Consider the following 24,012-nt stretch of genomic DNA (forward strand, 5'->3'; position numbering starts at 1 on the left):
CGGGCACCTTCCGACACTCGGAGCGGAAAACTCCTCGGGGCCGGGCGGGGATCGCTAGTGTCCTCGGGGCGAGAGGAGTGGGGAGCGTGAACGAAGCCGAGCTGTCCGAGGAGCCCGTTCGCCGGGTGTCGACCGGGTCCTCGGGCCTGGACACCATCTTGAATGGCGGGTGGATCCACGGTGGCACCTACATGGTCACCGGCGCCCCCGGGACGGGGAAGACAATCCTCGGCAACCAGCTGTGCTTCTCGCACGTGGCGGGCGGCGGCCGGGCCGTGTTCATCACCATGCTGTCCGAGTCCCACGGGCGGATGATGACGCACCTGCACCGCATGGACTTCTTCCAGCGCGACGTCATCGGCCAGTCGCTGCACTACGTGAGCGGCTACGCCACACTCAAGGGCGAGGGGCTCGACGGGCTGGCGCGCTTGCTCTACCGCTCCGTGCGCGAGCACCAGGCGTCCGTGCTGGTGGTGGACGGGCTGCTGGCGGTGCAGGAGAGCGCGGGCTCGGAGCTGAACTTCCGCGAGTTCCTCCACGCGTTGGGGGTGCACAACGCGCTGGCCGGCTGCACCACGCTGGTGCTCACCAACCGGCAGGAGAACGCCGCGGCGCCCCAGTTCGCCATGGTGGACGGGGTGATGGTCCTGGAGATGCAACGCCATGGGCTCAAGGTGGTGCGCACCGTCGAGGTGACGAAGCTGCGCGGTGAGGCCCAGCTCATCGGCCAGCACACCTTCGAAATCAACAGCGGCGGGATTTGCGTCTACCCGCGCCTGGAGACGCTCTATCCCGAACAGCCTCGGGAGGAGCCGGGCCCCGAGCGGCGGATGGGCTTCGGCGTGCCGCGGCTGGACGAGATGATCGGCGGAGGGCTGCTGCCCCAATCGGCCACGATGCTGTTCGGCTCGCCGGGCAGCGGCAAGACGCTGCTGGGGCTGCACTTCCTGGCCAGCGGCGCCCGCCAGGAGGAGCCCGGCCTCTACTACGGCTTCATGGAGTCGACCCCCCGGCTGCTCGCGAAGGCAGCGAACGTGGGCCTGGAGCTTCGGCCGTGGGTGGACTCGGGCACTCTGGTGGTGGAGACGCGTGCAGCCGTGGAAGCGCTCCCGGACGCCCTGGCCCACGAGCTGCTGGTCTTGGTGGATCGCCACAAGGCGCGACGGCTCGTCCTCGATGGGTTGGAGCCGCTCCTCCAAGAAACGCTGGGCCCGCGGCGAACCCCCGGCTTCCTCACCGCCCTCACCAACGCGCTGCGCGCACGCGGCGTCACCTCGCTGATGACCCAGCAGACCCACGTCTTCTTCGGACCCCAACTGGAGGCGAGGCTGGAGGGCCTGGAAGCCATCGTCGACAACATCGTGTTCCTCCGGTATGTGGAGCTGCGATCCCAGCTGTACCGGATGCTGTCCATCCTCAAAATGCGCGAGAGCGATTACGAATCGGCCCTGCGCGAGTTCTCCATCTCGACGCGAGGCATCGACGTGGCCGAGACCTTCGAGAGCGCCGAGGCCATCCTCACCGGCCAGGCCCGGCCGCTGCGCAAGAAGCAGAAGCGCTCGCTGCGCAAGAAAGTGGAACGGCGCATGCCCTCCTCCCGGAGACGGAGCCGCTCATGAGCAAGCTCCTCATCGTGGACGACGAGGTGGCCATCCTGGAGGCCCTCACGGACATCCTCTCGGTGGAGGGGTACGAGGTGGCCACGGCCGCCAATGGGGCCGAGGGGCTCGAGCACACGCGCAAGGCTCGGCCGGACCTCATCCTGTTGGACTTGATGATGCCCGTCATGGACGGCCAGGAGATGCTGCGCCGGCTCAAGGAGGACCCGGACCTGCGCACCATTCCCGTGGTGGTGATGAGCGCCGGGCGCGTGTCCAAGTCAGAGCTGCAGGGCAGCCGCTTCCTGGCCAAGCCCTTCGAGCTGGATGACCTGCTGGACACCGTGTCCGCAGAGCTCAACAAGGGGCACTGAGGCCCCCTCCCTCTCCCTCTGGGAGAGGGCTGGGGTGAGGGTATCGGGTAGACCCGGGTTCCCTCAGGTGCCCTGGCCGCCGCCCGTAGCCGCGCGGAAGAGGTGCGTGCGGTAGTGCGTCAGCTCGGCGATGCTGGCGCGCAGGTCCGCCAGCGCCGTGTGCCCCGACGTCGTCTTCTTCAGCGGCACCATGTCTGGGAACCACGCATTGCCCAGCACCTTCAGGCTCGTCACGTCCACCTGCCGGTAGTGCAGGTACCGGTCGAGCATCGGCATGTACTTCACCAGGAAGCGGCGATCCGTGTGGATGGAGTTGCCACAGAGGATGCCCTCCCCCAGCCCGCAGTACTGCGCCACCAGGCCTGTGACGTCCTTCTCCGCCATCCGCAGCGACGTCGACGAGTCCCGCACCTTCTTCAACAGCCCGTTGCGCGTGTGCATCTCCCGCACCACCGGCTCCATCCGCCCCAACACCTCGTCCGGCTGCCAGACGACTCGCTCCATCTCCGCCTTCGGCACCAGGTCCGGGCCCGTGATGATGACGCCAATCTCGATGATGGCCGACTCGTCGGGGTCCAACCCGGTCATCTCCAGGTCGAGCCAAACGAAACAGGGGGAGGCATGGGGTGCTGGCATGAGGCGCTCAGTGTAACCCGGGTTTCCAGAACGGGGACGGATACCCTCACCCCAGCCCTCTCCCGGAGGGCGAGGGGGGTTGTTCTCCGCGGTCCTCCTCATCCTCCAGGAATGTGTTCACGTCGATTTCGGACTCCAGGGTGCGGTGCACCGGACAGCGGTCCGCTATCTGCACCAGCCGCTGCCGCTGCTCCGCGCCCAGTGGCCCCTCGAGCGTCACCACCCGCTCGATGCGGTCCACCTTGCCCTCCTTCGTCTCGCAGTGCTGGCAGTCCTCGGCGTGCACCTTCGTGTGGCGCAGCCGCACCGAGACGTGCTCCAAGGGCCAGCCCTTGTTGCGCGCGTACAGGCGAAGTGTCATCGCCGTGCACGCCCCCAGCGCCGCCGCCAGCAAGCCGTAAGGCGAGGGGCCTGTATCCCCGCCTCCGAAGGACGTGGGCTCGTCCGCTCTCAGCCGGTGCCGCCCCACTCGGATGTCCTGCGCGAACGGGCCCTCCCCCGCCTCGCGCACCTCCACCACGCCCTGGGCCAACTCCGGCCCGTCCTCACGCTGCGCCTCCACCTCCCGCGAGCCCACGTACCGCCCCGCCCATGCGCCCAGCATCGCCGCCGCAAAGCGCGCGTCCTCCGGCCGGCTTAACAGGTGGTCCGCTCCCTCCAGCGCCAGGATGCTCTTGGGCTGGCGCGCCGCTGCGTAGAGGCGCTGTGCCTCCCCCATCCCCACCACCCCGTCCCCCGGCGCGTGCAGCACCAGCAGGGCCCGGCCCAGTCGGTGCAGCACGTCCTCCATCGGCGACCGGGTGAGCGCCTCCAGGAAGTGCCGGGAGATGCGCACCGCCCCCACCCCCAGTCGCACCCGCGCCTCCCCCTGCTCGCCCGCCTGCTTCAGCACCGGCGCCAACAGGCCGTGCACCTGGCCCGTCTCGAAGGGCGCTCCGAGCGTCGCCACCGCCCTCGCCTCGGGCACCTCGCTTGCCACGTGAAGCACCGTCGTGCCTCCCAGGCTGTGGCCGATGAGCAGCCGTGGGGCTTCCCGTGTCGCCCGCAGGTACGCCACCGCCGCCAGCACATCCGCGAGGTCCGAGAAGTCGTGCGTGACGGGAGCGTCCGCCCCGGCCTCCGTGAAGTCGAAGCGCAGCACCGCCAACCCATGCCCCGCCAGCGCCTGGCTGATGGCCTTGGCTGGGAAGGCGTCGCCCCCGCACGTGAAGCAATGCGCGAACAGGGCGTAGGCCACCGGGCGCCTCGCCGGCAGGTCCAGGTGCGCCTCCAGCTTCCGGCCCCGGGCTCCTGGGAAGGTCACTCTTTCGGTACGGGTCTCCATCGGACGTCGGGGCGCGTCAGGGCCTCACCTCGAGTTCCTGCGGCGAACCGAGGAAGCGCGTGAACCAGCCCGCCGCCAGCTCCGCCACCCGCTCCAGCGCGCCCTGCTCCGGGAACAGGTGCGTCGCCCCCGCGATGACCTCGAGTGCCTTCGGCGCACGCAGCCGCTCCAGCGCCTGCTGGTTCAGGTCCAGCACGATGTCGTCCGCCCCGCCCACGATGAGCAGCGTCGGTGCCAGCACCCGCTCCAGTGCACCCCCCGCCAGGTCCGGCCTCCCGCCCCGGGACACCACCGAGGCGATCGCCTCCGGCCGGTCCGCCGCCGCCACCAGCGCCGCCGCCGCCCCTGTGCTCGAGCCGAAGTAGCCCACCCTCAGCCGGCTCAGCTCCGGATGCGCGAACACCCAGTCCGTCACCTCGCCCAACCGCCTCGCCAGGAAGTCGATGTCGAAGCGCAACGCCGCCGTCACCTCGTCCTCCGCCTCCTCGTCCTCCGTCAGCAAGTCGAAGAGCAGCGTCCCCAGCCCCGCCATCCGCAGCGTGTACGCCACGTAGCGGTTGCGCGGGCTGTGCCGGCTGCTCCCACTGCCGTGCGCGAAGATGACCAGCCCCTGCGCCCCGTCCGGCACCGCGAGCGTCCCGCCCAGCCTCGCCTGCCCCGCAATCACCTCGACTTCCCGTTCCACCGCCATGTCGCTCCTCCTCGTGCGCTCAAACCCACCAGTTATCCCCGGCGTCCATCGCCGCCTCGGGACTCCCCGCCTCCCGGCGCGGCCCGCGCACCCGCGCCAGCAACTCCTGCACCTCCTCGTCGGATGTCTGGCTGAAGTCCTCGTAGAACTCGCCCACCGCCAGCATGAACTCGGCGGGATGGACGCAGACCAGGTCGTCCACCTCGGCGCGCAGCGAGTCCAGGGACTCCACCGCGCCCACCGGTACCGCGAGGATGATGCGCCTCGGCCGCCGCTCCCTCAGCGCCCGGATGGCGGCCCGCACCGTGCCTCCCGTGGCCACGCCGTCGTCCACCAGGATGACCGTGCGGCCGGCAAGCTCCGGCGCGGGATGCGAGCCCCGGAAGCGGGCGACGCGGGCCGACACCTCCTCCGCTTCCCGCTCGGCCGTTTGCAGCACCTCCGTCTCGGAGAAGCCCAGCGAGCGGATCATCCCCCGGTCCAGGAAGAGCGCTCCTCCCTCGGCCACCGCTCCCAGGCCCAACTCCGGCTGCCCCGGAGCCCCCACCTTGCGCACCACCCACACGTCCAATGGCGCCCCCAGCGACCGGGCGACCTCGAAAGCCACGGGAATGCCACCGCGTGGCAGGCCGAGCACCAGGGGCGACTCGGCCCGGTATCCCATCAGCAGGGCCGCCAGTTGCTGGCCCGCATCCGTCCTGTTTCGAAAGCGCATGCTCCCCCCGGGGCGAAGGTCTTTTGTTTAGGAGAAGCACGGCGCACGTCATTGGCTCCCGACGCCCTACCGAGGGCCCGGTCACCCACTCGGCGCGGGTGCACGAATCCCGCCCCCCTGCCCGGCTGGAATGAGGGATGATGCGCGCCACGATGTGGAGGGGAGCATGGACCTGACCGTCTTCAGTGGCACCGCCAACCGCCCCTTGGGGGAGTCCCTCGCCCGGGCACTCGGACGCCCCCTGGGCAGGTGCAACCTCGAGCGCTTCCCGGATGGTGAGCAGCACGTGGAGCTCCTGGAGGATGTGCGCGGGCGCAACGTGTGCCTGATTCAGCCCACCGTGCCTCCCGTGGGAGAGAACCTGCTGGAGCTGCTGCTGATGGCGGACGCGTGCTGGCGCGGTGGCGCGGCTCGGCTCATGGCGGTGCTGCCCTACTTCGGCTACGCGCGGCAGGATCGGCGAACGGGCTCTGGCGAGGCGCTCGGCGGCAAGCTGATGGCAGACCTGCTGGAGCGCGGGCACTTCGAGCGGCTGGTGGCGGTGAATCTGCACACGGCCTCGCTGGAGGGGTGCTTCGCCATGCCACTCGAGCACCTCAACGCGGGCACCCTGCTGGCCGAGGCCGTGCGGCCCTACGCGGGCCCGGGTGCGGTGGTGGTGTCCCCGGACCTGGGCGCGGTGAAGCTGGCCGAGCGCTATGCGCGACAACTCGGGCTGCCGCTGGCCATCGTGCACAAGAGCCGGACGAGTGGCTCCGAGGTGAACGTCCGCGGGCTGGTGGGCGAGGTGCGCGGGCTGCGGCCCATCATCGTGGACGACCTCATCTCCACCGCGGGCACCATCGCGGCAACGGCGGAGGCCGTACGGGAGGCGGGCTGCGCCGATGACATCACCGTGGTGGCCACCCACACGCTGCTGGTGGGCCCCGCGGTGGAGCGGCTGGCCCAGGTGCCCATCCGCCGCCTCATCTCCACCGACAGCGTGGTGCCTCGCCAGGGGCTGCCCTTCCACCACGAGGTGGTGGGCCTCGCCCCCCTGCTCGCCGACGCCATCTGCCGCGTCACGTCCAACAGAGCCTGACGACGGGAGACCCCCCTCCCGGGCTCATTCTTCGCCGACTTGTCCGACTGTCGGACAGGTCCGCGCCAACCACGACCAGAGGAGCTGCCTCTCTACCGCGCTCAGGCCCGTACCACGGTCACCCGGCGACCCGTGGAGGTGGTGGCGGCGACGGCGCGGGTACGCTCCGCGATGGGGGGCTGACCCGTGCGCCGGTCGAAGATGACGAGCCACCCGCTGTCGAGCCCCAGGCCCGCCAGATAGCCGTCGAGCTGGACCAGCCCGTCCTCCAGCGGATCCTTCTCTCCATCGCGCCACACCTTGAGCTCCAGGGCGAGCGTGTCCGGCCCATGGCGCAGGCAGAGGTCCATGCGTCCCGTGCCGATGGCGTACTCGCGCTCCAGCGTGCCACCCCCGTTGGCAACCCGGTGCAGGAAGGCCATGAGCACCAGGTGGGGCGCAATCTCATGGTAGGGCGCGGTGCCCAAGAGCGGCTGGCCGTGCTGCCGCCAGAAGGCGAGGAACGCCTCCATGAGGCGCTCGGTGTCCAGGCGCCCGTCAGCCCGCAGCCAGGTGATGGACTGGGGTGGCAGCGAGGCGAAGGCGGTGTTCGCCAGCACCCGGGGGATGACTTCCCGGTACAGGGGATTGGCCACCTCCAGGCCCCCCGCGGGCGCCAGGCGCACCAGTCCCAAATCCTGGACGAAGCGCAGATCATCAGCGGGCACTTCGCCCAGGGCGAGCCCCGCGAGAAGAGGCTCGAGGATGCGGCGCACACGTGGCTCGCGCAGCCGCTCGGCGAGGCTGTCCAGGTGGGTGTCCTGGCGGCGCAGCAGAATCTCCTTGGCGGCGTCCACGTGAGCGGCGGTGAGGGCCTGCCCCCTGTCGGGCACCAGCTTCTCCACCATCTGCCGAGCCAGAGCGTTGACCAGCCAGGGCTGGCCTTGCGTCCAATAGAAGGCCCTGTCGATGGCCTCCGGGAGGAACACCTGGCCGGTATCATGGGTGTGCTGCTGGTACAGCTCCTCCACCTCATCGCGGGTGAAGTTGCGCAGGGTGAGCGACTCAACCTTGATGTTGAAGGGGCTCGAGGTGCCCAGGTGGCCGCGCGAGTCCGTGGTCACCTTGTAGTCGCGCACGTCACGCAGGCCACACAGGACGACGGAGGCGGGAAAGGCAGTGGGGCGATCGGAGTAGCCAGAGCGCAACTGTCGCAACACGTTGAGGAGACTCTGACCGCGCAGGGCATCAATCTCGTCAAAGAAGAGCACCAGGGGCCGAGGGCAGACACGCGCCCAGGCCGCGAGCGCCGTGCCCAACAGCGAGATGTCGGGCGAGGGGGGGAAGGGCGGCGGGTGCAGCTCCGCGGGCAGGTAGATCTCCGCGCTACGGCGGATGCGCGACAGAATGGCACGCTGCGCCTCGGCGAAATCATCGCCCGCCGCCTCACCCTCCTCACAGGAGACATGGAGCGCGGCGTAGCGACCCGAGGCCGTGAGCTCCTCGGCCAGGGCCCGCAGCGCCGTCGTCTTGCCCACCTGCCGGGGAGCGTGGAGAACGAAGTAGCTCTCCTGGCCGATGAGGGGAAGCACCTCGGGCAAGCGCCGCAGGGCCGGGAGCATATAATGATGATCCGCTCGGCAGGGACCAGCGGTGTTGAACCAGCGAGGCATGCAGAGAAGGTAACACCATCCCGCTCACGCGCTCGCCCGCTCCTGCCTCCGGCGCCGCGGCACCAGAATCTCGAACACCAGGTACGAGAGCAGCACCAGCCCCGCGAACACCGCCGTCGTCCCCACCAGCCACCGGTACGTCAGGGGCTCGCTCAGATGCCCGAGCACGGCCTCGAAGAGCGACCCGGGCCGGTTCAGCACGTTCCAGCTGTTCCACCGCTCGAAGCGCCCCAGGTAGATGCCGTAGCCGCACAGCACCGACGCCGCCAGCACCCCACCCCACGCAACGACCCGTCCCCACCGCTCCTCCAACAGCCGCTTCCATACCTCCAGCGAGAGCAGCCCCAACAGCCACCCCGTGGCCGCGAAGCTCGCCAGCATCGCCGCGTCGAACCACATCGGCACGCCCGGCCTCGGCTTGAGGTGGATGAAGTCCGTGAGCAGGTACGGCGCGTTGGGGAACGCCAGCAGCCACGCCCCGCCCAGCGGTAGCAGGTTCCACCACCGCCCCTTCCCGCGCGCGTGCAGCAGGCCCGCCAGCAACGCGAGGCCATACGGCACCCACGCGAGGAACAGGTTCCACACCAGGAAGAGGAAGCTCCGCTTCCCGCTCCACTCGAGCCGCAGGTGGAGCATGACGACGGCCACCGCGCTGCTGAGCAGCACCGGCAGCAGTCCATGTTGACGCAGGAGGGACATCCATCGGGAGCGCAGGGTCATCATGGCGAGCACCGTGTTGTGGCCCGAGAGCCACGGGTGTGTCCGGCCCCCCAACACCCCCGCCGTCCCCAGGCTGACGCAATGACACGGCGAGCGTGGCCACGGGAGGACAGGGTGTCATGTTGGCAGGGGCTGGAAGGCATCCACCCGAGGAGCAGAGCAAGCCCCGGGCCATTCCCCCGTCCTCCGGTTAATCTCCCCGCCATGTCCGACACGTTGCTCACGAACCTGCAAGCCGGAGTCCTCACCCTCACCTTCAACCGGGCGCAGAAGAAGAACGCCTTCACCGGCGAGATGTACGAGGCCGCCGCCCAGGCCCTGCTCGACGCCGATCAGAACGAGGCCGTGCGCGTGGTGGTGCTCACCGGCGCGGGTAACACCTTCACCGCGGGAAACGATCTCAAGGACTTCCTCGAGCACCCGCCCTCCGGCGAGGACAGCCCCGTCTTCCGCTTCCTGCGCGCCCTGTCGCACCTCTCGCGCCCCGTGGTGGCCGGCGTGGAGGGCGTCGCGGTGGGCATCGGCACCACCATGCTGCTGCACTGTGACTACGTGGTGGCCACCGAGCGCGCCGTCTTCAGCATGCCCTTCATCAACCTGGGACTGAGCCCCGAGGGCGCCTCCAGCGTGCTGCTGCCCCGCGTGGCCGGCCTGGCGCTCGCCTCCGAGCTGCTCATGTTCGGCGACCCCTTCGACGCGACCACCGCCCTGCGCGCTGGCATCATCAACCAGGTGGTGCCCGAGGCGAGCCTCGCCGAGGTGCTGCACAAGCGCGCTGCCGCGCTCGCCGCCAAGCCCGTGGAGTCGCTGCGCCTCACCAAGCGCCTGCTGCGCGAGCCCCTGCGCGCCACCGTGGACGAGGCCCTCTCTCGCGAGGGCGCCCACTTCATCCAGCGGCTCAGCTCCACCGAGGCCCGCGAGGCCTTCAACGCCTTCCTCTCCAAGAAGAAGTAGTCCGGCCAGCGGCCTACGCCGCCCCTTCCAGCAGCGGCACCTCGGGCTCCGGCGGACGCGGGCGCTCCGCCGTCACCTTCAGCCGCCGTACCACCCGCCCCATGTCCCCCGGGGACACCGGCGGCCAGACCCGAGGCGGTGTCCTCGGGAGACTCGGACGCGACGAGCCATTCGCCCGGGGAGCCAGGCCCTCGTCCTTCACGTGCGCCATCTTCGCCTCCGAAGTGGGAACCGTTACTCTGGGTGAAAAGGCTAAAGGTCCCCCTCCGAGAGGGTCAAGGCAGCCGGGCCCTGACTGTAGAATGTGTTTTCCAGCCAAAGCCCGGAAACTCCCGACTGTCGCTCCGCCGACAGCGCTCAGCGTCCGGGCGCCGTCGACGCCTTCTTGGGCGAGGCGAGGAAGGACTCAATGCCGGGGCCCTGGGCAGCCTTGAAGGCGATGCACAGGTCCACCCCTTCCAGCACCTGGGCGAGCGTGCGGGGGCCACCGGGAGCACGCGCCATGCGCTCGGTGAAGAAGGCGGCGGCATCCTGGCGGTGCACCGGATCGCAGTACGCGCTGGCCGACCACGCCAGCATCTCCACGCCCGCCTCGGGCAGCCGCGCGGCAAGCGCGTCGTAGTTCTCCTTCACGAAGGCGTAGGCCACGTCCCGCGTGCGCACGTCCCAGCCAGCCGCGAAGAGCAGCCTGAACACCTCGCGCATGTCCACGCCAGGCTCCAGCAACAGCTTCAGGTTCTCCCGCACCAGCGAGGGCTCCCGGAAGCTCCCCAGCGCGCCGAGGATCTGCTCACGCTTCTTGCGCGCCTTCTCCGCGCGCATGGCCGTCATCAGCTTCGTGTGCAGGGCCGCGTCCCCATGGGCGGCGGCGATGCTCAGCGTGATGCCCACCAGCTCCGGAGCGATGGCCTTGCTGTCCCCCAGCCACTTCTCCGCCAGCTTGCGCGCCTCGGCCACCAGCTTCGGGTCTGCGCCCTGATGACCAGCGAGGCGCAGCAGACTGGCGCGCATCAGCCGGGTGTCCTCGTCCTCGTTGGCGCGCGGGGTGAAGCCGAGCGCCCGGGCCCGAGCCCCGTAGGTGTCGCGCAGGAAGCGCTCCCGGTCCGCCAGGCGCGCCTCGGAGAGCGTCGAGGGCCGCAGCAGATCCAACAGCTCCAGCGACGCCTCGAACACCTGGCGATCCTTCTCCCCGGCCAGGCCCGGCAGCAGCCCGAGCGCGTCCGCGGCCTGCATCTGGCCAGCGCTCACCAGGGCCTGCACGTCACCGAGCAGGGCCACGCGCTCGGCGCGCGAGATGCCGCGGCTCTCGGGGGAGAGCAGCCGGCCCAGCATCTGCGCGTCCAGGGCGGAGCGGTAATAGCCAGCGCCGTCCGCGTTGGGCAGCAGCCAGGAGGGGCAGCTCTTGGCTTGGGTCAGCGGCAGCTCGGCCGTCTCGCCCTCCATGACGGTGCAGGCGCGGTCCACCACCGAGCCCGAGCCGTAGCGCACGCACAGGGGCACCTTCCACGTCTGCTTCGCCTCGCCCTTGGAGCCCACCGGCAGGAAGCGGCTCTGCGAGAGCTTCACCACGGGCACCTTGTTCGAGCAGTCCAGCCGCATGGAGACAAGCGGCGCGCCCCCCTGGTCCAGGAAGGAGCCCAGCACGCCGGACACGTCCTTGCCGGCCTCGGCGGACAGGGTGTCGAGGAAGTCCTTCGCGGTGGCGTTGCCATGGGCATGGGCGCGCAGGTAGCGCCGCACGCCGCGCTGGAAGACGTCCCGGCCCAGCCAGCTCTCCGTCATGGCCAGCACCGCCGCGCCCTTGCCGTAGGTGATGCCGTCGAAGGCGTTGAGGATGTCATCCTCGCTCTCGATGGGCTGGCGGATGCGGCGTGCCGACACCATGCTGTCCGTGTCCAGCGCACGCGAGCGGTCGCGCACGCGCTCGACGGGCGCGTCCCACGTGGGCTGGGCGTGCTCGACGGTGCGCGGCGTTATCCAGGTGGCGAAGGCCTCGTTGAGCCACAGGTCGTCCCACCACGCCATGGTGACCAGGTCGCCGAACCACTGGTGCCCCAGCTCATGCATCTGCGTCTCGTAGAAGCCGCGCTGGCGGTTGATGGCGTCCTCGCCGGGCTTGGCGAGGATGAGCCCCGAGTTGAACGTCACCAGGCCCGGGTGCTCCATGGCGCCCCCGAAGAGCGGCACGGACAGCACGTCCAGCTTCTCGTACGGGTAGGGAATGCCGAAGTACTGCTCCAGGTGGCTGAGAATCTCCGGCGTCACCTTCGCCGCGTAGGTGCCCTCCACGGCGCGGCCCTTCGGGGTGACGATGCGGGTGCGCACCCCCTTCTCGCCCGAGGGCTTCGCCTCGAGGAAGTCGAAGGGGCCCACGCCAAACGCGATGAGGTAGCTGGGCAGCGGCTGGGTGCGCGCGAAGCGCCAGGTGGTGCCACCGTTGGCGTTCGGCTCCTCGCTCACCAGCGGCGTGTTGGTGACGGCCACGTTCCCCGCGGGCACGTGGAAGGTGAGCTGCCAGGGCACCTTGAAGCCCGGCTCGTCGAAGCACGGGAAGACGCGCCGCGCGCCGAGCGCCTCGAACTGGGTGTACGCGTACCACGCCCCGTCGTCCTGGGCGCGGAAGGTGCCAAGCGTCTCCCGCTCGGAGATCTGGCCCTCGTAGGCGATGCGCAGGTGCGCGGTGCCGGGCTGGAGCGTGCGCTCGGGGATGAAGCCGAGGAAGTCCCCGTTGCCCTTCGTCTGGGTGACGGCCACGGGCTTGCCGTCGACGGTGAGGGTCGCCTCCTTCAGCTTGAGGTGACGGCCGAGCAGCCAGATGGCGTCGGCGGCTTCCTTCACCTCCAGGTCGATGTCCACCACGCCCTGGAAGGTGGGCTGGGCGGGGTCCAGGGTGAGCGCGGCGGTGTAGCCGGTGGGGCGCACCTGGGTCGGCAGGCGCAGCGTGGGCGACACGGGGCCGGGCCGGGCCGGAGTGGCCGGAGCCTGCGCCTGGGGCGCGGAAGCACTGGAGTCCGGCGTGGGCACGGGCTGACGAGCACCACAGGCTGTCAGCGTGGCCAGCAAGACGAGTGAGGCACGTCGGGTGGTCTTGGGCATGGGCGGGGGTCTAGCCCAGGTCGGGCGGGCAGGGTAGCGGCGGGAGGTGCGAGGCCTCTTGCCTGACATCCCACTTCCAGGTGGAGTGCGCCGCCGTGTCCGCCCCCGCCCCCTCCCCCGAGTCCCAGCGTCTCCCCCTCCCGCTGCCGCCCACCCGGCTCACCCAGGTGCTCGGCAAGCGTCCGTCGCCCGTGGTGGGGTGGCTCGCCAACCGGGTGATGGACGCCGTGTGCGCGCTGCCCGCGGCCATGAGGGATGCACTCGCCCGCTTCGTGGGGTGGCTGGCCTTCACCCTGGGCATCCGCCGCCGGGTGGCCCTGGAGAACCTGGCGCACGCATACCCGGAGAAGAGCGAGGCTACGCGGCGTGCCATCGCGCTCGGGGCCTACATCACCATGGCCCGAGTGGTCATCGAGTCCATCGACCCGAAGGACCATGTGGAGCCCGAGTGGGAGGTACCGGAAGTCCAGGGCGCGGCGTGGGAGACGCTGAAGGCGACCATCGCGAAGGGCCAGGGCGCGCTGCTGGTGACGGCGCACTTCGGCAACTGGGAGCGCGCGGGGAAGATGATTCTGCGGCGCGGCATTCCGTTGAACGCGCTGGTGCGCCCACTGAATGGGGCGCTCAACATGCGCATCGTGGACAACCGGGTCGCCGCGGGCGCGGGGCTCATCTACCCCAAGGGGGCCATCGCACAGGCCCAGGAGGCGGTGCAACTGGGCGAGACGGTGCTGATGCTGCTCGACCAGTCCCTGCCAGCGAAGGCGGCGGTGTTCGTGCCCTTCTTCGGCAGGCCAGCGTCCACCACACCGGCGATGGCGGTGGTGGCCCAGCGCACGGGGGCGCCCGTGTTCGTGGTGATGGGGATACGAGACGCGAGCGGGCGGAAGATGCGGCTGGAGATAGAGGGGCCCATTGCTCCACCGGAGGGCGTGGGCGAGCAAGACGCCGTGACGGCACACACCGCGGCGGTGACGGCGGTGCTGGAGAAGTACGTGCGGCGCTACCCGGAGCAGTGGCTGTGGCTGCACCGGCGCTGGAAGGTGCAGCCACCGTCGGAAGGAGCGACCCCGCTCCAGGGGTTGAATCCGTGAATGCCCCCTCTCCCTCTGGGAGAGGGCTGGGGTGAGGGTATTTCCCAACCCACTGTGAGCACCGTGAGCACCATGACGCGAACCCTCTTCATCGGAGACGTGCACGGCTGCAGGGAGGAGCTCGAGGCGCTCCTGCGCGAGTGCGACTGGCGCCGGGAAGACCGGGTGGTGCTGGTGGGAGACCTGGTGGCGAAGGGTCCGGACTCGGCGGGCGTGGTGCGCCTGGCGAGGGAGCACGGGCTGCTCGCGGTGCGGGGAAACCACGACGAGCACGTGCTGCGCTGGCACACGGGGAAGATGCCCGAGGGAAAGAAGCTCAAGCGCGAGCACAAGCAGGTGCTGGACACGTTGAAGGACGAGGACTGGGCGTACCTGGAATCACTGCCCCTGCACCTGCATTTCCCCGAGCTGAACGTGCGCGTGGTGCACGGGGGCCTGGTCCCCGGGGTTCCGCTGGAGGAACAGAAGCCGGAGCTGATGCTCAACCTGCGCAGCATCACGCCGGACGGAGAGCCCTCGAAGAAGGTGGACGACGGAGCCCCCTGGGCGAGCCTGTGGAAGGGGCCGGAGCTCGTCATCTTCGGCCACGACGCGCTGCGAGGCGTGCAGCGCCACCCGTATGCCATTGGCCTGGACTCAGGCTGCGTCTACGGCCAGAGCCTCACCGCGTACGTACTGCCGGAAGGTCGCTTCTACTCGGTGAAAGCGAAGCGAGAGTACATGGAGCTCTGACGAGGCTCCGTGATGAGTCCCTTGAGTTGCATTCCACTTCCGATATGCTCCGCGCCCTATGGCTCACGGAGCGCACACGTGGCAGCTTCTCCTGATCCTCATGGGCTTGGGGTGCTCACAGCCTCAGCCTATTCCAGGCGTTGTACGGCTTGGCCCCGAAGAGAGGTTCTTGGAAAGCCTTCCGGGACCAATGGCAGGCTTCGGGTCATTCGATACTTCCTCGGATGCGCTACTCGCGGCCTGCTCGCTTATTCTGTCCAAGCCAAACGCAACGGCTCGTCACATCAAAGACCCAGAGCTGGCTTTACGCACCTCAACCGAATATTGCGCCTGGCTGTACTACACGCCGGACCACAAATATGAGTTGAGTATGCTAACGGACCAGGCAGAGCCAGGCGCTGCTCTGACCGGGAAGAAAAGCTGCAGAATTCCTGCCTTCGTGGATGACCAACGATACCCACCAGGCAGCCTCAAGTACGTCTTCGCTCTTCACAATCACCCTTTCGGGGGTCCGCTGTCCTATTTCGACATGCGGAAGATCATTGATCTCGCCAAAACTCACGAATGGGTCGTGGACACGAAAGAGGGGAGGATTCCGCTCGCAGTCATCGCGTTCTTCTCGAACACAACCGATCCTGAAAACCCCACGTGTGACGGCTTCTATCAATACACTCCAGAGACTCGCACGCTGGATCAATGGGCCAACACACAAGAGGGGTGGCGACGGAGAAAGATGGGAACCGTGACCTGGCTCAGTGACAGAACCTATCGTGTCGATCCGGAGTAGAGGACTCGGATGAGAAACCTGCCTCTCGTGCTCGTCGTCTGCCTCTCGGGCTGCATACTCCGCAACCTGTTTCAACCCCCAGCGCCACCGCAGTACGACAACTCCATTGTCTTTCCACGATTCTTCGAGCAGGAGGCCGTCGAGATTGGCGCGAAGGATGAGCCGTATGAACTGGATGGTGTGACGCTCCGGGCCATCACGATTGCCGCGAACGACTTCCTCCCCATAGGGGCCAAGAATCCGCCTTGTGAGAACAGGCAAGAGGCACAGCGTTATCGCGTCATTCGCCGGGGGGACATCCTCTTTGTCTACATCTACGAGGACTACGAATACTGCGGCAACCCCATGCCGCTGGATTCAGGAGCCAAGTACGCGATCAGCACGGATGGCCGTATTCTCCAGCGAATCATCGATGGTCAGCCCGAGGAGCCCTTCGGCCCAGTGAGTCCCGATGCTGGTGACCAGTGGGTTCCAGCGAAGCCGGGTGTCCCGAGTGGCGATGCGCCTGTTTCCCCCTCGACTCCAGATGGACGGGTTGGCCTGCGTGAGTCATGATCGGTGAGGCGCCCTCAAGACATCTGAATTACTACACGGGCAACAAGACGATCACCTGTACGTGTTGAGCACAGGTGGCACGCTGCTGTTTCCGGAAAGCATGGGCGCGCTGCGCCCGGGTGCCTTCGCTTCTGGGCCTGGGGGTGGACAATGCGCGCTGACTCGTCAGGGGCGAAGGGGATGGGACTGTTGCTTGCCCTGGCCCTCCTGTCCAACGCTTGTGTGTCGCTGACGCCACCGCCAGGCCCGGGACGGAGCCCGCGCTACATCCTGCAAGGCGCCACCGGGCCCGCCATATCCGGAGGGACGGACGAGGAGTCGCCGCTCGTCCTCGACTCCCAGCCGCTCTCCCCTCCTGCACCCGAGGCACTGGAGCGGCTGCACCGTCGCCGCGGCTCCCGGGAGGCGGTGACGGGGGCAGACCCAGGCGGCGTCGACGCGACTGTGTGGCAGAGCGCCCTCGCTGCCCACCTGGCCCTTCGCAAGAGCGTGGGCGAGGTGTCCGACTCCACCCGCCGCATTTCCGGCGAGCTCTCCAGACTCAAGGCCAGCGACTCGGGCATTGCTGGCGCGGGCAACGGCATCTTTGTCCGCTACGTCGACTATGGCGAAGCTCAGTTGCGGTGGATTGACGCCGAGCTTGCCACCGCCACGGAGCTTGCCACCGAGGCGTCGGAGGTGGAGGACCCGAACATGCAGCTCGCCCTGCTGCGCCTCGCTGGCCCACGGCTGGAGGCCGCCATGATGGGCTCCATGCTGCTGGCCGTGTGGTTTGACTTCCTCAACCTCACCAACGTGACGCTCTCCCGACGCCTCTACGGCATGGAGACGCTCTTCATGAGGATGGACGGCTGGCAGAAGAGGATGGAGCCTCCCATGACGGCCCTCTCGTCCCTGGAGCCAGAACAGGTGGAGTCAGCGGCGGAGGACATGCCCGCCCTGGTAGTCCACCTCACGGGCGAGTTCGCCGCACTCCTCGAGGCCATCAACAAGGGGGCGAAAGTCCTCGAGACGGCACTGGTGCTGAAGGAGTCCATAGAGGCGCTCACCACAATGTCAGTGCTGAAGTTCACGTTGCCCGCGCCGCGCGCGGCTCCTCCCGCCATGCTCGGTGTGGGCCTCATGGTGGGCCCCAGCGGCGTGATGATGGGGACGCGGATTGTGGTGTCCTCCGAGTGGGTGGAGATGATGCGCCAGTTGGTGCGCGTGGGCGTCCTCTCCCTACCCGCCGTCAGCACCGCAGTGCGGATTCAGGCCGGCCACGTGATGATGGCACAGGGACATGGCGACCTCCCGCAGGGTGTGCGCAATGCGCTTGGCGATGCGCCCGAGGTGCGGGCCATGCGCGTGACGGGCAAAACGGGCGCCGGAATGGCCGAGCCCCCACGTCACCACGTCCTGCCGAAGGAGTTCCGCGAGTGGTTCGAGAGGCGCGGCTTCACCGACAAGATGAGAATCGACTGGTTCTGTGTCTCGCTTCAGCAGACCCACCACCAGGCAATTCACGGTGGTGGAAACTGGAAGCTGGGGCGCCAATGGTCCCGTGAATGGAACCGGATGATCATGGACGCTCTGCGCAAGGCCGAGTCCAAGGCGGGCCGGATGTTGACGCGGAACGAGGTTCAGACATCGTCGCGGAGAATATGAGCGACTATAAGATTCCAATGAATTTCGTTCGCTGCCGTGGAAGATGAGCGAGGATCGTTCCTGGGAGGGCAACGGAAGGCCCGCCTGTATGAGCGGGTTCGCGAGAGGGGTTACGAGTCGGTCACGGCCTTCGCGAACGCCCGCCCCACTGCGTCCTTGGTGGCGTTGGCCGACGAGTTGGGCCCGGACGACATCGCAGGGGTGCAGGTGCTGAGCGGGTTGCTCGCCGAGGCGGAGCAGCGCAAGCAGGTCACTCGCTTCGTGCGAGATGTGCTCGTGCGCATGTTGTCCCAGAGTCTTCCCGATGGGTGGCCGACTGTGCTGGACGATGCCAACCGCTTCAAGGTTGCCAAGGCAATTGGTCGCTGGTTTGCGTACACCCCAGAAACCCACAAGGAACGCGCCGACAGGGCTGGTGATGCACTCCTTGCCACGCCACCGCCGCCCGGTTGGCGCCCGCTCGGGCCCGACGACGAACTACTGCTCACGCTCCTGCCCGACGAAACAGTCTAGCCCCAAGCTTTGGTCGAGCCGGGCCGCAGCGGCCAGGAAGGAGCGGGTGAAGAAGAGGACGCCGCGAGTGGACTGGGCGGAACTCCTGAGGAAGACGTTCGACTTCGAGGTGTTCGCCTGCGTGAGGTGTGGAGGCAGGCGGCGGGTGCTGGCGTACCTGAAGGCAGGGGGTGGAGTGCGAGCGATTCTGGAGCACCTGGGTCTGGCCACTGCAGGTGCGAGGCTGGCCCCGGCGCGAGGGCCCCCCCAGAGCGCGTGGTGTTGAGGCTCAAGCCGCCCCAGCCCAGAGAGCCTGGCCCCTGCCGCGCACCTCATTATTGGAGGGCGGCCTGGGGTGGCGTGTACCCCAAGGGGCTTCGCGGCTTCTCCACCCGCCTGGCGCTCTGCTCTGCCGGCCCCGTCCGCGGCCCTCCTCGGCCCCTGGGCGCTCCAGCCCTCTCCCTCCACATGGCCTCTATCCCGCCTATACGCTCCCCTCGTTGCCCGGAGTGCTGGAACCCAGGAGCGGGCCGTCAGTGGCCGAACGCCTTCGCGAAGAAGTTCTCGAGCCGCGACTTCTCGGGCTGCACCGTGCCCGCGGGCGAGGCCACGGCGGTCGCGCCGGCGAGGCTGGGGCGCAGGCCCGCCGCGATGCCGGGCTTGACGTGGTGGCGCAGGTCCAGGGCGGCGTCGGTCTTGATGTGGGTGCCCACGCCCATCGCGGCGTTGACGTCCGCGGAGTGCTTGAGGAAGCCGTTCTCCAGACCGAGCTTCCCGCCCGCCTGGGCGGCCACGCCCGCCACCGCGCCCGCGGTGACCGAGCCGTGCAGCCGGCCCAGGTGTCCGCCCGCCGTGCCATACGCACCCGCCGTGGCGGCCGCGCCCACCTGGCCCGAGAGCATCGCCGTAGCAGTCCTCGGGTCCAGGGTCGCCACCCCCTCAGCGTAGGCGGTGGCCGAGGCCTTGCCCTCTCCCTTGAGGTAACCGCCCACGTGCCGGTTGAAGTCGTGGCTCACGCTCGCCCCGACGCCCACGCCCGTCTCCGCCTTGCCCGTCAGCGCGGCCGTGTACGCGTGGCCCTTCGTATCCGCCGAGACGCCCGCCTGGGCTTGCGCCTTGAAAGCGTTGGCCTCGGCGGTGAGCTGAGCGCTGGTCACGCCCAGACGGCCCGCGTGAACCTTCTGCAGCTCATAGGAGGCATGGGGCCCGTTGAGCTCGGCCTGAGCCGAGTAATGGTGCAAACCCCCGCCGTTGTAGCTCGCGGTGGAGGCCTGCATCGAGCCCAGGCCGCCGCTCACCTTGCCCCCGAAAGCATCCTTCTGGAAGGGGTTGCCCGGCCTGTCGATGAGCATGTTCTGCTTGGCGCCCGGGGGAAGCGTGAGCTTGTTGCCGCCGCCGCTCACCATCAGGTTCGAGGCCTCGCCCGTGCTCTTCTCCCAGGGGCTGTACGTGGGGCCGCCCTCGGGCAGGCCCGGGTGCTTCACGGGCTTGGGCTCCGTGGCGATCGGCGGGCGCGCGGCGGGCCTGGCCGCGGGAGTGGTCGCCGTCGAGGAAGGCAGCGAGGCCGGCAGCGTGGAGGCGCGACCCAGAGGCTTGGGCTGGGACGCCGTGGGCGTGGGGAGGGTGGCGGAGCGGCGGGGCAGCGTGGGGCGGATGCGGGGCATGGGAGCTCTCCTCGGGAGGTGCGGCGGAGGTTGGTACGGAAGAGTGATGTCCTGTCCCTTTGCACCCGACATGCCATCCACAGGTCGCTCTCCGTGGAAAGAAAGCCTCGATGGTTTCAGGGGGTTACGGGAAGGGACTCGAGTTAGGAGCAAGGGGGTGGTGAGAGCAGTCACCAGCCGGGAGACAACTGCCACCACCCCGAGCCCGATGCACCCCGGCTCCGACCGGGACGGTGGATCCGCTTGCCTCTTCCGGCTCCACCTCTACCCGCTCGTATGAATGGTCGAACCCGGCACCGCGTGCGACGCCAGGTCCGCGACAGCCAGGAGCGCGCTCCCACGAAGAAGTGCTGAGACGTGCCACGCACGCGGAGAGACGTCATTCGAAGCGGCCATATGCCTCCAGCTTCGTAGCGAGCAGGAGCGGCTCGCGAGCCCACGCGGCAATCGCATCCGCCTCGACGGCGAAGGGCGTCCGCGCGCGCATGGAAGATGAGGCCTCCATCACCGGGCCTGCTCCAGGCCCGCTCATCTTCATCGATGCCCATCAACCAGCCGGTCCAAATTTCCATCAACAAGCGTGCGCGGTAACACTCAAGCCCACCGTGGTGGTGAACGGCGTGCGGAAGATTGACAGGCCCCTGGTCCAGTCCCTGCTCAACGCGCCACCTTGGCGTATTCAATATGGCGAAGCAACGATCGCCCAGCCAGCTCACGCCTCGCTTCGGTGAGGTCGTGCGCATCCTCCACCCACTTCTCGAAGGAGGAGGCCATCCTCTTCGCCCGGCTGGGTGACATTTCTCGCAAAAGAGTATTCAGGTGCTGGCGCGCCTCGGCCTCACGGCCTTCCAGCAAGGTGTGAAGCGCCAGGATCTGCAAATCTCCATGAGCCTTCGAGCCCTTCTCAACTCTGCGCCGCGCCACCTTCGCTGCCTCGTCGAAGAGCCTGGGCGCCCTGGTGACGAGGTCGTTGCCATGGGTGACCCCCACCATGGACCCAAGCACAGCATGCTCCTTCAGGAGTCCCAGGGCCAGCTCGGCATCACCTTCGCGCAAGGCCCGTATCACTTCTCGTGGCCCACCCAGCAACGCTTGCTCGTCTTCGACGCAGAGGGTGGCAGCAACCTCGAGGCGGCCCGCCTCCACCGCTCGAGCCGCAACCTGGGCCAGCAACTCGCTCGCACTCTGGCTGAAGTAGCCTGCTGGATGCTTCACCACGGCATCGACAGTCTGGAAGGCCTGAAGCACGGCATCCCAGTCCTGACGGTCAGCCTCCGCAGCAAGCTTCGCCAGAACCTTCTCGCCCGCGGCTTCACGCTCATCAGTCATGAGCGCGGACTACCACTGGATTTCAAGTGGCCTCAGGTGAATTGGGTCAACGCATCGAAGCGCTGGCACTGCCCTCGCGGCCTGCACAGCTGGCCCCGGCGCAGGGGCCCGCATCGCATGCCGCGTGGGCCGTCCCAGGTGCTCCTGAATGGAGCGCCCCCCCCTGAGTGCTGTCACGTACTCCAACACCCGTCGCCTGCCTCCACTCCCGGCACAGTCGAAGACGTCCAAAACAAACTTCATGCGCTGCTGCCCGGCCCCATCCTGTCGCCGCGTTCGCTCCTTCTTCGCTTCCTCCTTCGCCACTGCCTCGGTCGGTGCTCTCGCCTCTTCTTCTTTCGGCTCTGCCTCCGTCAGGAGGAGCAGAAATGGCCGGAGTTTCGCGCCTGGAGCGAAGACGCCATGCGCCTACCCGGTTGAGGCTCCCCTGTGGAGCCGCTTTCTCAATCAACAAGGAGCAGAGAAAGTGTCAAAGGAATCGTTTCGAAACCTCGTGCTCTCCGAATCCCCCACGAGTCGTTTGACACCCTTTTCGGGCCCTCCCCCGCCCCAGGACTTCGGTACTCATTCGACATGGAGCTGGCCTCACCCCAGGTAGAACAACCCTGGAAGATAGGATGCGGGACGGCCAACCATACAGGGGAGGGGAAGACCCTCATGAGGGGCAGAGAAATGACTCGGCCCCCTTGACGGCGCCCGCTCTCTTCACTTGTTGCGTGGATGGACGAGCAGCGCGCCTCTTAGAGTTTTCCACGCACGAGCACCGTGCGGTCACCACTGCAGTCCTCATCCGGAGCCCCGCACCGCCAAGGAAGGTGGCCTGGGCCAGGCAGGCGTGTGTCCCCCGGAGATGAATCGGTTCTGCCCCGGCCCGGCGTGCGGTTCATGGGCTCCCCGTCTGCGGCCCTCACCTCCCGCTCTGCTCCCGCCCTCTACCCACAACTGGGCTCCTGTCCTTCCTATACGTGGTCGAGCTCCAGATCGCAGACCTCGGGCTTGCTGTCCATCTTCGGCGCAACGTGCTCGGTCTCCAGCTGGTTCAGGGTCTTGGTCGCCGTGGCGGTGCCCTCGTTCACGAGCCCCTTCACGGTCTCGAGGGCCTGGGTCGCGGTGTTGATGGCGTTGGCCACCGAGTTGAGGATGTTCCCAAGGCCCGACTGCAGGGAGGCCTCCGGCGACATCGCGGCACCCAGCTCCGGGGGGATGGGTTGAGGCACTTGAGCAACTGGTGTCGCCGATGACGAGAGGCGATCCCATGTCGCCCCTGCGGTGGACCTGCAAAAGTACCCGGAATCTGGCAACAGAGTTGCGGCTCGAAGGCTATCGGGTCAGCCATGTGCTTGTCGGCCCCTTCAGAAATGCAGGACGGGAGTGGCAATCGAAGGGCCGACCGGAAGAAGTCAATGTCCACGACTTTCCCGAAGAGGCCTTGGGCAAGACGATCCCTATGGCATCTTCGACATGAGCCGAAACGAGGCTTGGGTCAGTGTCGGGCGCGATCATGATACACCAAGGCGGAGAGGTGCTCTGCAAGCCGTGGAAGCCGAAGAATGGGGAGCAGTTCCCCAAATCTGCTTTCAAGCTGGACATGCGCAGCCGGACAATCGCCTGCCCGGGAGGACAAACGCAGCGCTTCACCCTCGGGACGACCGTCGAGTTTGAAGCAGAGGAGTGTGACCGCTGCCCTCTGCGTGCGCAGTGTACGGAGGCGAGGCCGGGTCATGGGCGAACTGTCGCAATTGGCGAGGATGAGGCTCTCCAGCATCGGCTCCGCAAACAGGTGAAGACGCCCGCTGGCCGGCAGCGGCTCCGCGAACGAGTCGGAGTGGAGCACAGGCAAGCCCACCTGGCACGCCGACAGGGACCTCGTGCGCGCTACCGCGGAGTGCGCAAGAATGTCTTTGACCTGCGGCGTGCCGCTTTCATTCAGAACCTTGAAGCATGGCAGCGGCGCGTGGAGTCATCCCCGCCGAAGGTGGGATGACGTGCGCATCAAACTGGTCGGTGTTCTAGAGCTCGCCCGTCATGCCAAAGACGGGGGTGCCGAGCGGGAGCGTGCCCTCGGTGGGGAAACCCTCCTTCACCCAATACTCGATGCCGCCGATCAACTCCTTCACCCGGAAGCCCAGCGCGGCGAAGCGGACCGCGGCCTTGGTGGCGCCATTACAGCCGGGGCTCCAGCAGTAGACGATGATGACGTCGTCCTTGGAGAGGGAGGCCGTCGTCTCGGCGGTGACGGTGCGGCCCGGGATGTTGAGCGCGCCGGGGATGTGGCGGCGCGCGTAGGCCTCGGGTGAGCGGGTGTCCACCACGACGAAGCCCTTGCGGCCGCGCTCCAGGTCGAGCTTCAGGTCGGCGGGGTCCGTCTCCACCGACAGCTTCGCGAGGAAGTGCTGCCGGGCGGCCTCGGGCGTGGCGGCGGGCGTCTCGAGGACAAAGGAGAAGTGTGGCTCGGTGGATGGGGACGCAGGACGCATGACGGGGCTCCGTGGCGGAAGGAGGGAACGTCACGGAGTATGGGGACGAAGTGGTCCCCTCGAAAGAGCCATTCCCTCACGGCGGCAGGTACCATTTACGCATAAGAGAGCGTTGGTGGCCTACGCGCGTCGAGCGTACCGCGCCTCGTGCTCCACTCCTGGGGGCGTACAGATGGGCTTCCATCATCAGACGCAGGGGCAGGTCCGCCAGTCGTGCCAGGAGCTTGGTCAGGGGGATCCGCCGTCACCGGAACCGCCTGGAGAGCGCGGTCACCGGTGATGTCTGCTGTCACCAGGCACGGGCCGCCGGGTCAGCCCGGCGGCCCCCTTGCTCGGTGCTTTGGCCCAGGCGCTCAGGCCTCCATGGGCGCCGAGCTTGCGCTACTGAATCTCG

At 68.2% G+C, this 24,012-nt stretch carries 22 protein-coding genes and 3 pseudogenes; 13 read left to right on the forward strand and 12 right to left on the reverse strand.

What is annotated here, in order from left to right:
* The first annotated feature begins 86 nt into the window (after positions 1–86).
* Both F0U60_RS50320 and F0U60_RS50325 read left to right on the forward strand, forming a co-directional pair.
* Positions 87–1,619 carry an RAD55 family ATPase gene (locus F0U60_RS50320; protein ID WP_395811646.1) on the forward strand — a complete coding sequence of 511 codons (1,533 nt, stop codon included), beginning with the start codon at positions 87–89 and terminating at the stop codon, positions 1,617–1,619.
* A complete protein-coding gene (locus F0U60_RS50325) occupies positions 1,616–1,972 on the forward strand; it encodes a PleD family two-component system response regulator (RefSeq protein ID WP_395811648.1) in 357 nt (118 codons plus the stop codon). The genes F0U60_RS50320 and F0U60_RS50325 overlap by 4 nt, the downstream gene beginning before the upstream one ends.
* Before the next feature lie 63 nt (positions 1,973–2,035).
* Here F0U60_RS50325 and orn read toward each other — a convergent pair whose 3' ends face one another.
* The 4 genes from orn to F0U60_RS50345 are packed head-to-tail and all read right to left on the reverse strand — an operon-like array spanning position 2,036 to position 5,338.
* On the reverse strand, positions 2,036–2,608 hold the full coding sequence (gene orn, locus F0U60_RS50330) for an oligoribonuclease (protein ID WP_395811650.1): 573 nt from the start codon (positions 2,606–2,608) through the stop codon (positions 2,036–2,038).
* Between the two features lie 46 nt (positions 2,609–2,654).
* Positions 2,655–3,911 (reverse strand): alpha/beta fold hydrolase, encoded by a 1,257-nt coding sequence (locus F0U60_RS50335; RefSeq protein ID WP_395811652.1) that lies wholly within the window; start codon positions 3,909–3,911, stop codon positions 2,655–2,657.
* 37 nt (positions 3,912–3,948) lie between these two features.
* Entirely contained in the window at positions 3,949–4,623 is a 675-nt protein-coding gene (locus F0U60_RS50340; RefSeq protein ID WP_395811654.1) for a dienelactone hydrolase family protein, read from the reverse strand.
* Between the two features lie 19 nt (positions 4,624–4,642).
* Positions 4,643–5,338, reverse strand: coding sequence for a phosphoribosyltransferase (locus F0U60_RS50345; RefSeq protein WP_395811656.1), 696 nt, complete (start codon positions 5,336–5,338; stop codon positions 4,643–4,645).
* 166 nt (positions 5,339–5,504) lie between these two features.
* Here F0U60_RS50345 and F0U60_RS50350 point away from each other — a divergent pair, with 166 nt between their 5' ends.
* Positions 5,505–6,419 (forward strand): ribose-phosphate diphosphokinase, encoded by a 915-nt coding sequence (locus F0U60_RS50350; protein WP_395811658.1) that lies wholly within the window; start codon positions 5,505–5,507, stop codon positions 6,417–6,419.
* Positions 6,420–6,520: 101 nt separating this feature from the next.
* On the opposite strand, the gene F0U60_RS50355 is transcribed toward F0U60_RS50350, so the two are convergent.
* Together F0U60_RS50355 and F0U60_RS50360 are read right to left on the reverse strand one after the other, a co-directional pair.
* Positions 6,521–8,020: an ATP-binding protein gene (locus F0U60_RS50355; protein WP_395811661.1), complete on the reverse strand. Its 1,500-nt coding sequence runs from the start codon at positions 8,018–8,020 to the stop codon at positions 6,521–6,523.
* A gap of 75 nt (positions 8,021–8,095) precedes the next feature.
* Complete coding sequence (locus F0U60_RS50360; protein WP_395811663.1) at positions 8,096–8,794, reverse strand: DUF1361 domain-containing protein; 699 nt, start codon at positions 8,792–8,794, stop codon at positions 8,096–8,098.
* A 201-nt stretch (positions 8,795–8,995) separates the two neighbouring features.
* Between F0U60_RS50360 and F0U60_RS50365 the strand changes: the two genes are divergently transcribed.
* Positions 8,996–9,745 carry an enoyl-CoA hydratase gene (locus tag F0U60_RS50365; protein WP_395811665.1) on the forward strand — a complete coding sequence of 250 codons (750 nt, stop codon included), beginning with the start codon at positions 8,996–8,998 and terminating at the stop codon, positions 9,743–9,745.
* A gap of 13 nt (positions 9,746–9,758) precedes the next feature.
* Here F0U60_RS50365 and F0U60_RS50370 read toward each other — a convergent pair whose 3' ends face one another.
* Together F0U60_RS50370 and F0U60_RS50375 are read right to left on the reverse strand one after the other, a co-directional pair.
* A complete protein-coding gene (locus F0U60_RS50370; protein WP_395811667.1) occupies positions 9,759–9,956 on the reverse strand; it encodes a hypothetical protein in 198 nt (65 codons plus the stop codon).
* A 146-nt stretch (positions 9,957–10,102) separates the two neighbouring features.
* Complete coding sequence (locus tag F0U60_RS50375; RefSeq protein ID WP_395811669.1) at positions 10,103–12,841, reverse strand: M1 family metallopeptidase; 2,739 nt, start codon at positions 12,839–12,841, stop codon at positions 10,103–10,105.
* A 95-nt stretch (positions 12,842–12,936) separates the two neighbouring features.
* Between F0U60_RS50375 and F0U60_RS50380 the strand changes: the two genes are divergently transcribed.
* The 7 genes and pseudogenes from F0U60_RS50380 to F0U60_RS50410 all read left to right on the forward strand — a co-directional run bounded on the left by F0U60_RS50380 (position 12,937) and on the right by F0U60_RS50410 (position 18,434).
* Positions 12,937–13,935 (forward strand): lysophospholipid acyltransferase family protein, encoded by a 999-nt coding sequence (locus tag F0U60_RS50380; protein WP_395811671.1) that lies wholly within the window; start codon positions 12,937–12,939, stop codon positions 13,933–13,935.
* 72 nt (positions 13,936–14,007) lie between these two features.
* Entirely contained in the window at positions 14,008–14,667 is a 660-nt protein-coding gene (locus F0U60_RS50385) for a metallophosphoesterase (RefSeq protein ID WP_395811673.1), read from the forward strand.
* A gap of 169 nt (positions 14,668–14,836) precedes the next feature.
* Positions 14,837–15,454, forward strand: coding sequence for a hypothetical protein (locus F0U60_RS50390; protein ID WP_395811675.1), 618 nt, complete (start codon positions 14,837–14,839; stop codon positions 15,452–15,454).
* Between the two features lie 9 nt (positions 15,455–15,463).
* Complete coding sequence (locus tag F0U60_RS50395) at positions 15,464–16,009, forward strand: hypothetical protein (RefSeq protein ID WP_395811677.1); 546 nt, start codon at positions 15,464–15,466, stop codon at positions 16,007–16,009.
* Positions 16,010–16,189: 180 nt separating this feature from the next.
* Positions 16,190–17,656, forward strand: coding sequence for a DUF2380 domain-containing protein (locus tag F0U60_RS50400; RefSeq protein WP_395811679.1), 1,467 nt, complete (start codon positions 16,190–16,192; stop codon positions 17,654–17,656).
* Between the two features lie 43 nt (positions 17,657–17,699).
* A pseudogene (locus tag F0U60_RS50405) lies at positions 17,700–18,169 on the forward strand (NUDIX hydrolase).
* 46 nt (positions 18,170–18,215) lie between these two features.
* The gene (locus F0U60_RS50410) at positions 18,216–18,434 is read left to right on the forward strand and encodes an ATP-dependent helicase HrpA (protein WP_395811681.1); all 219 of its coding nucleotides are present in this window, start codon (positions 18,216–18,218) and stop codon (positions 18,432–18,434) included.
* A 247-nt stretch (positions 18,435–18,681) separates the two neighbouring features.
* On the opposite strand, the gene F0U60_RS50415 is transcribed toward F0U60_RS50410, so the two are convergent.
* From F0U60_RS50415 to F0U60_RS50425, 3 genes are all read right to left on the reverse strand, one after another.
* Positions 18,682–19,812 carry a hypothetical protein gene (locus F0U60_RS50415; RefSeq protein ID WP_395811683.1) on the reverse strand — a complete coding sequence of 377 codons (1,131 nt, stop codon included), beginning with the start codon at positions 19,810–19,812 and terminating at the stop codon, positions 18,682–18,684.
* A gap of 657 nt (positions 19,813–20,469) precedes the next feature.
* A complete protein-coding gene (locus tag F0U60_RS50420) occupies positions 20,470–21,060 on the reverse strand; it encodes a hypothetical protein (protein ID WP_395811685.1) in 591 nt (196 codons plus the stop codon).
* 1,040 nt (positions 21,061–22,100) lie between these two features.
* Entirely contained in the window at positions 22,101–22,358 is a 258-nt protein-coding gene (locus tag F0U60_RS50425) for a hypothetical protein (protein WP_395811687.1), read from the reverse strand.
* Here F0U60_RS50425 and F0U60_RS50430 point away from each other — a divergent pair.
* Positions 22,301–22,653: pseudogene (locus F0U60_RS50430) on the forward strand (ISAzo13 family transposase); the annotation flags it as partial. The gene F0U60_RS50425 and the pseudogene F0U60_RS50430 sit on opposite strands and share 58 nt — an antisense overlap.
* A pseudogene (locus F0U60_RS50435) lies at positions 22,652–23,125 on the forward strand (transposase); the annotation flags it as partial. The pseudogenes F0U60_RS50430 and F0U60_RS50435, both read left to right, overlap by 2 nt.
* A 25-nt stretch (positions 23,126–23,150) precedes the next feature.
* Here the strand turns inward: F0U60_RS50435 and F0U60_RS50440 are convergent.
* A complete protein-coding gene (locus F0U60_RS50440; RefSeq protein WP_395811689.1) occupies positions 23,151–23,618 on the reverse strand; it encodes a rhodanese-like domain-containing protein in 468 nt (155 codons plus the stop codon).
* Between the last annotated feature and the right edge of the window lie 394 nt (positions 23,619–24,012).

Source organism: Archangium minus, from assembly GCF_044360475.1.
Lineage (GTDB): Bacteria > Myxococcota > Myxococcia > Myxococcales > Myxococcaceae > Archangium > Archangium minus.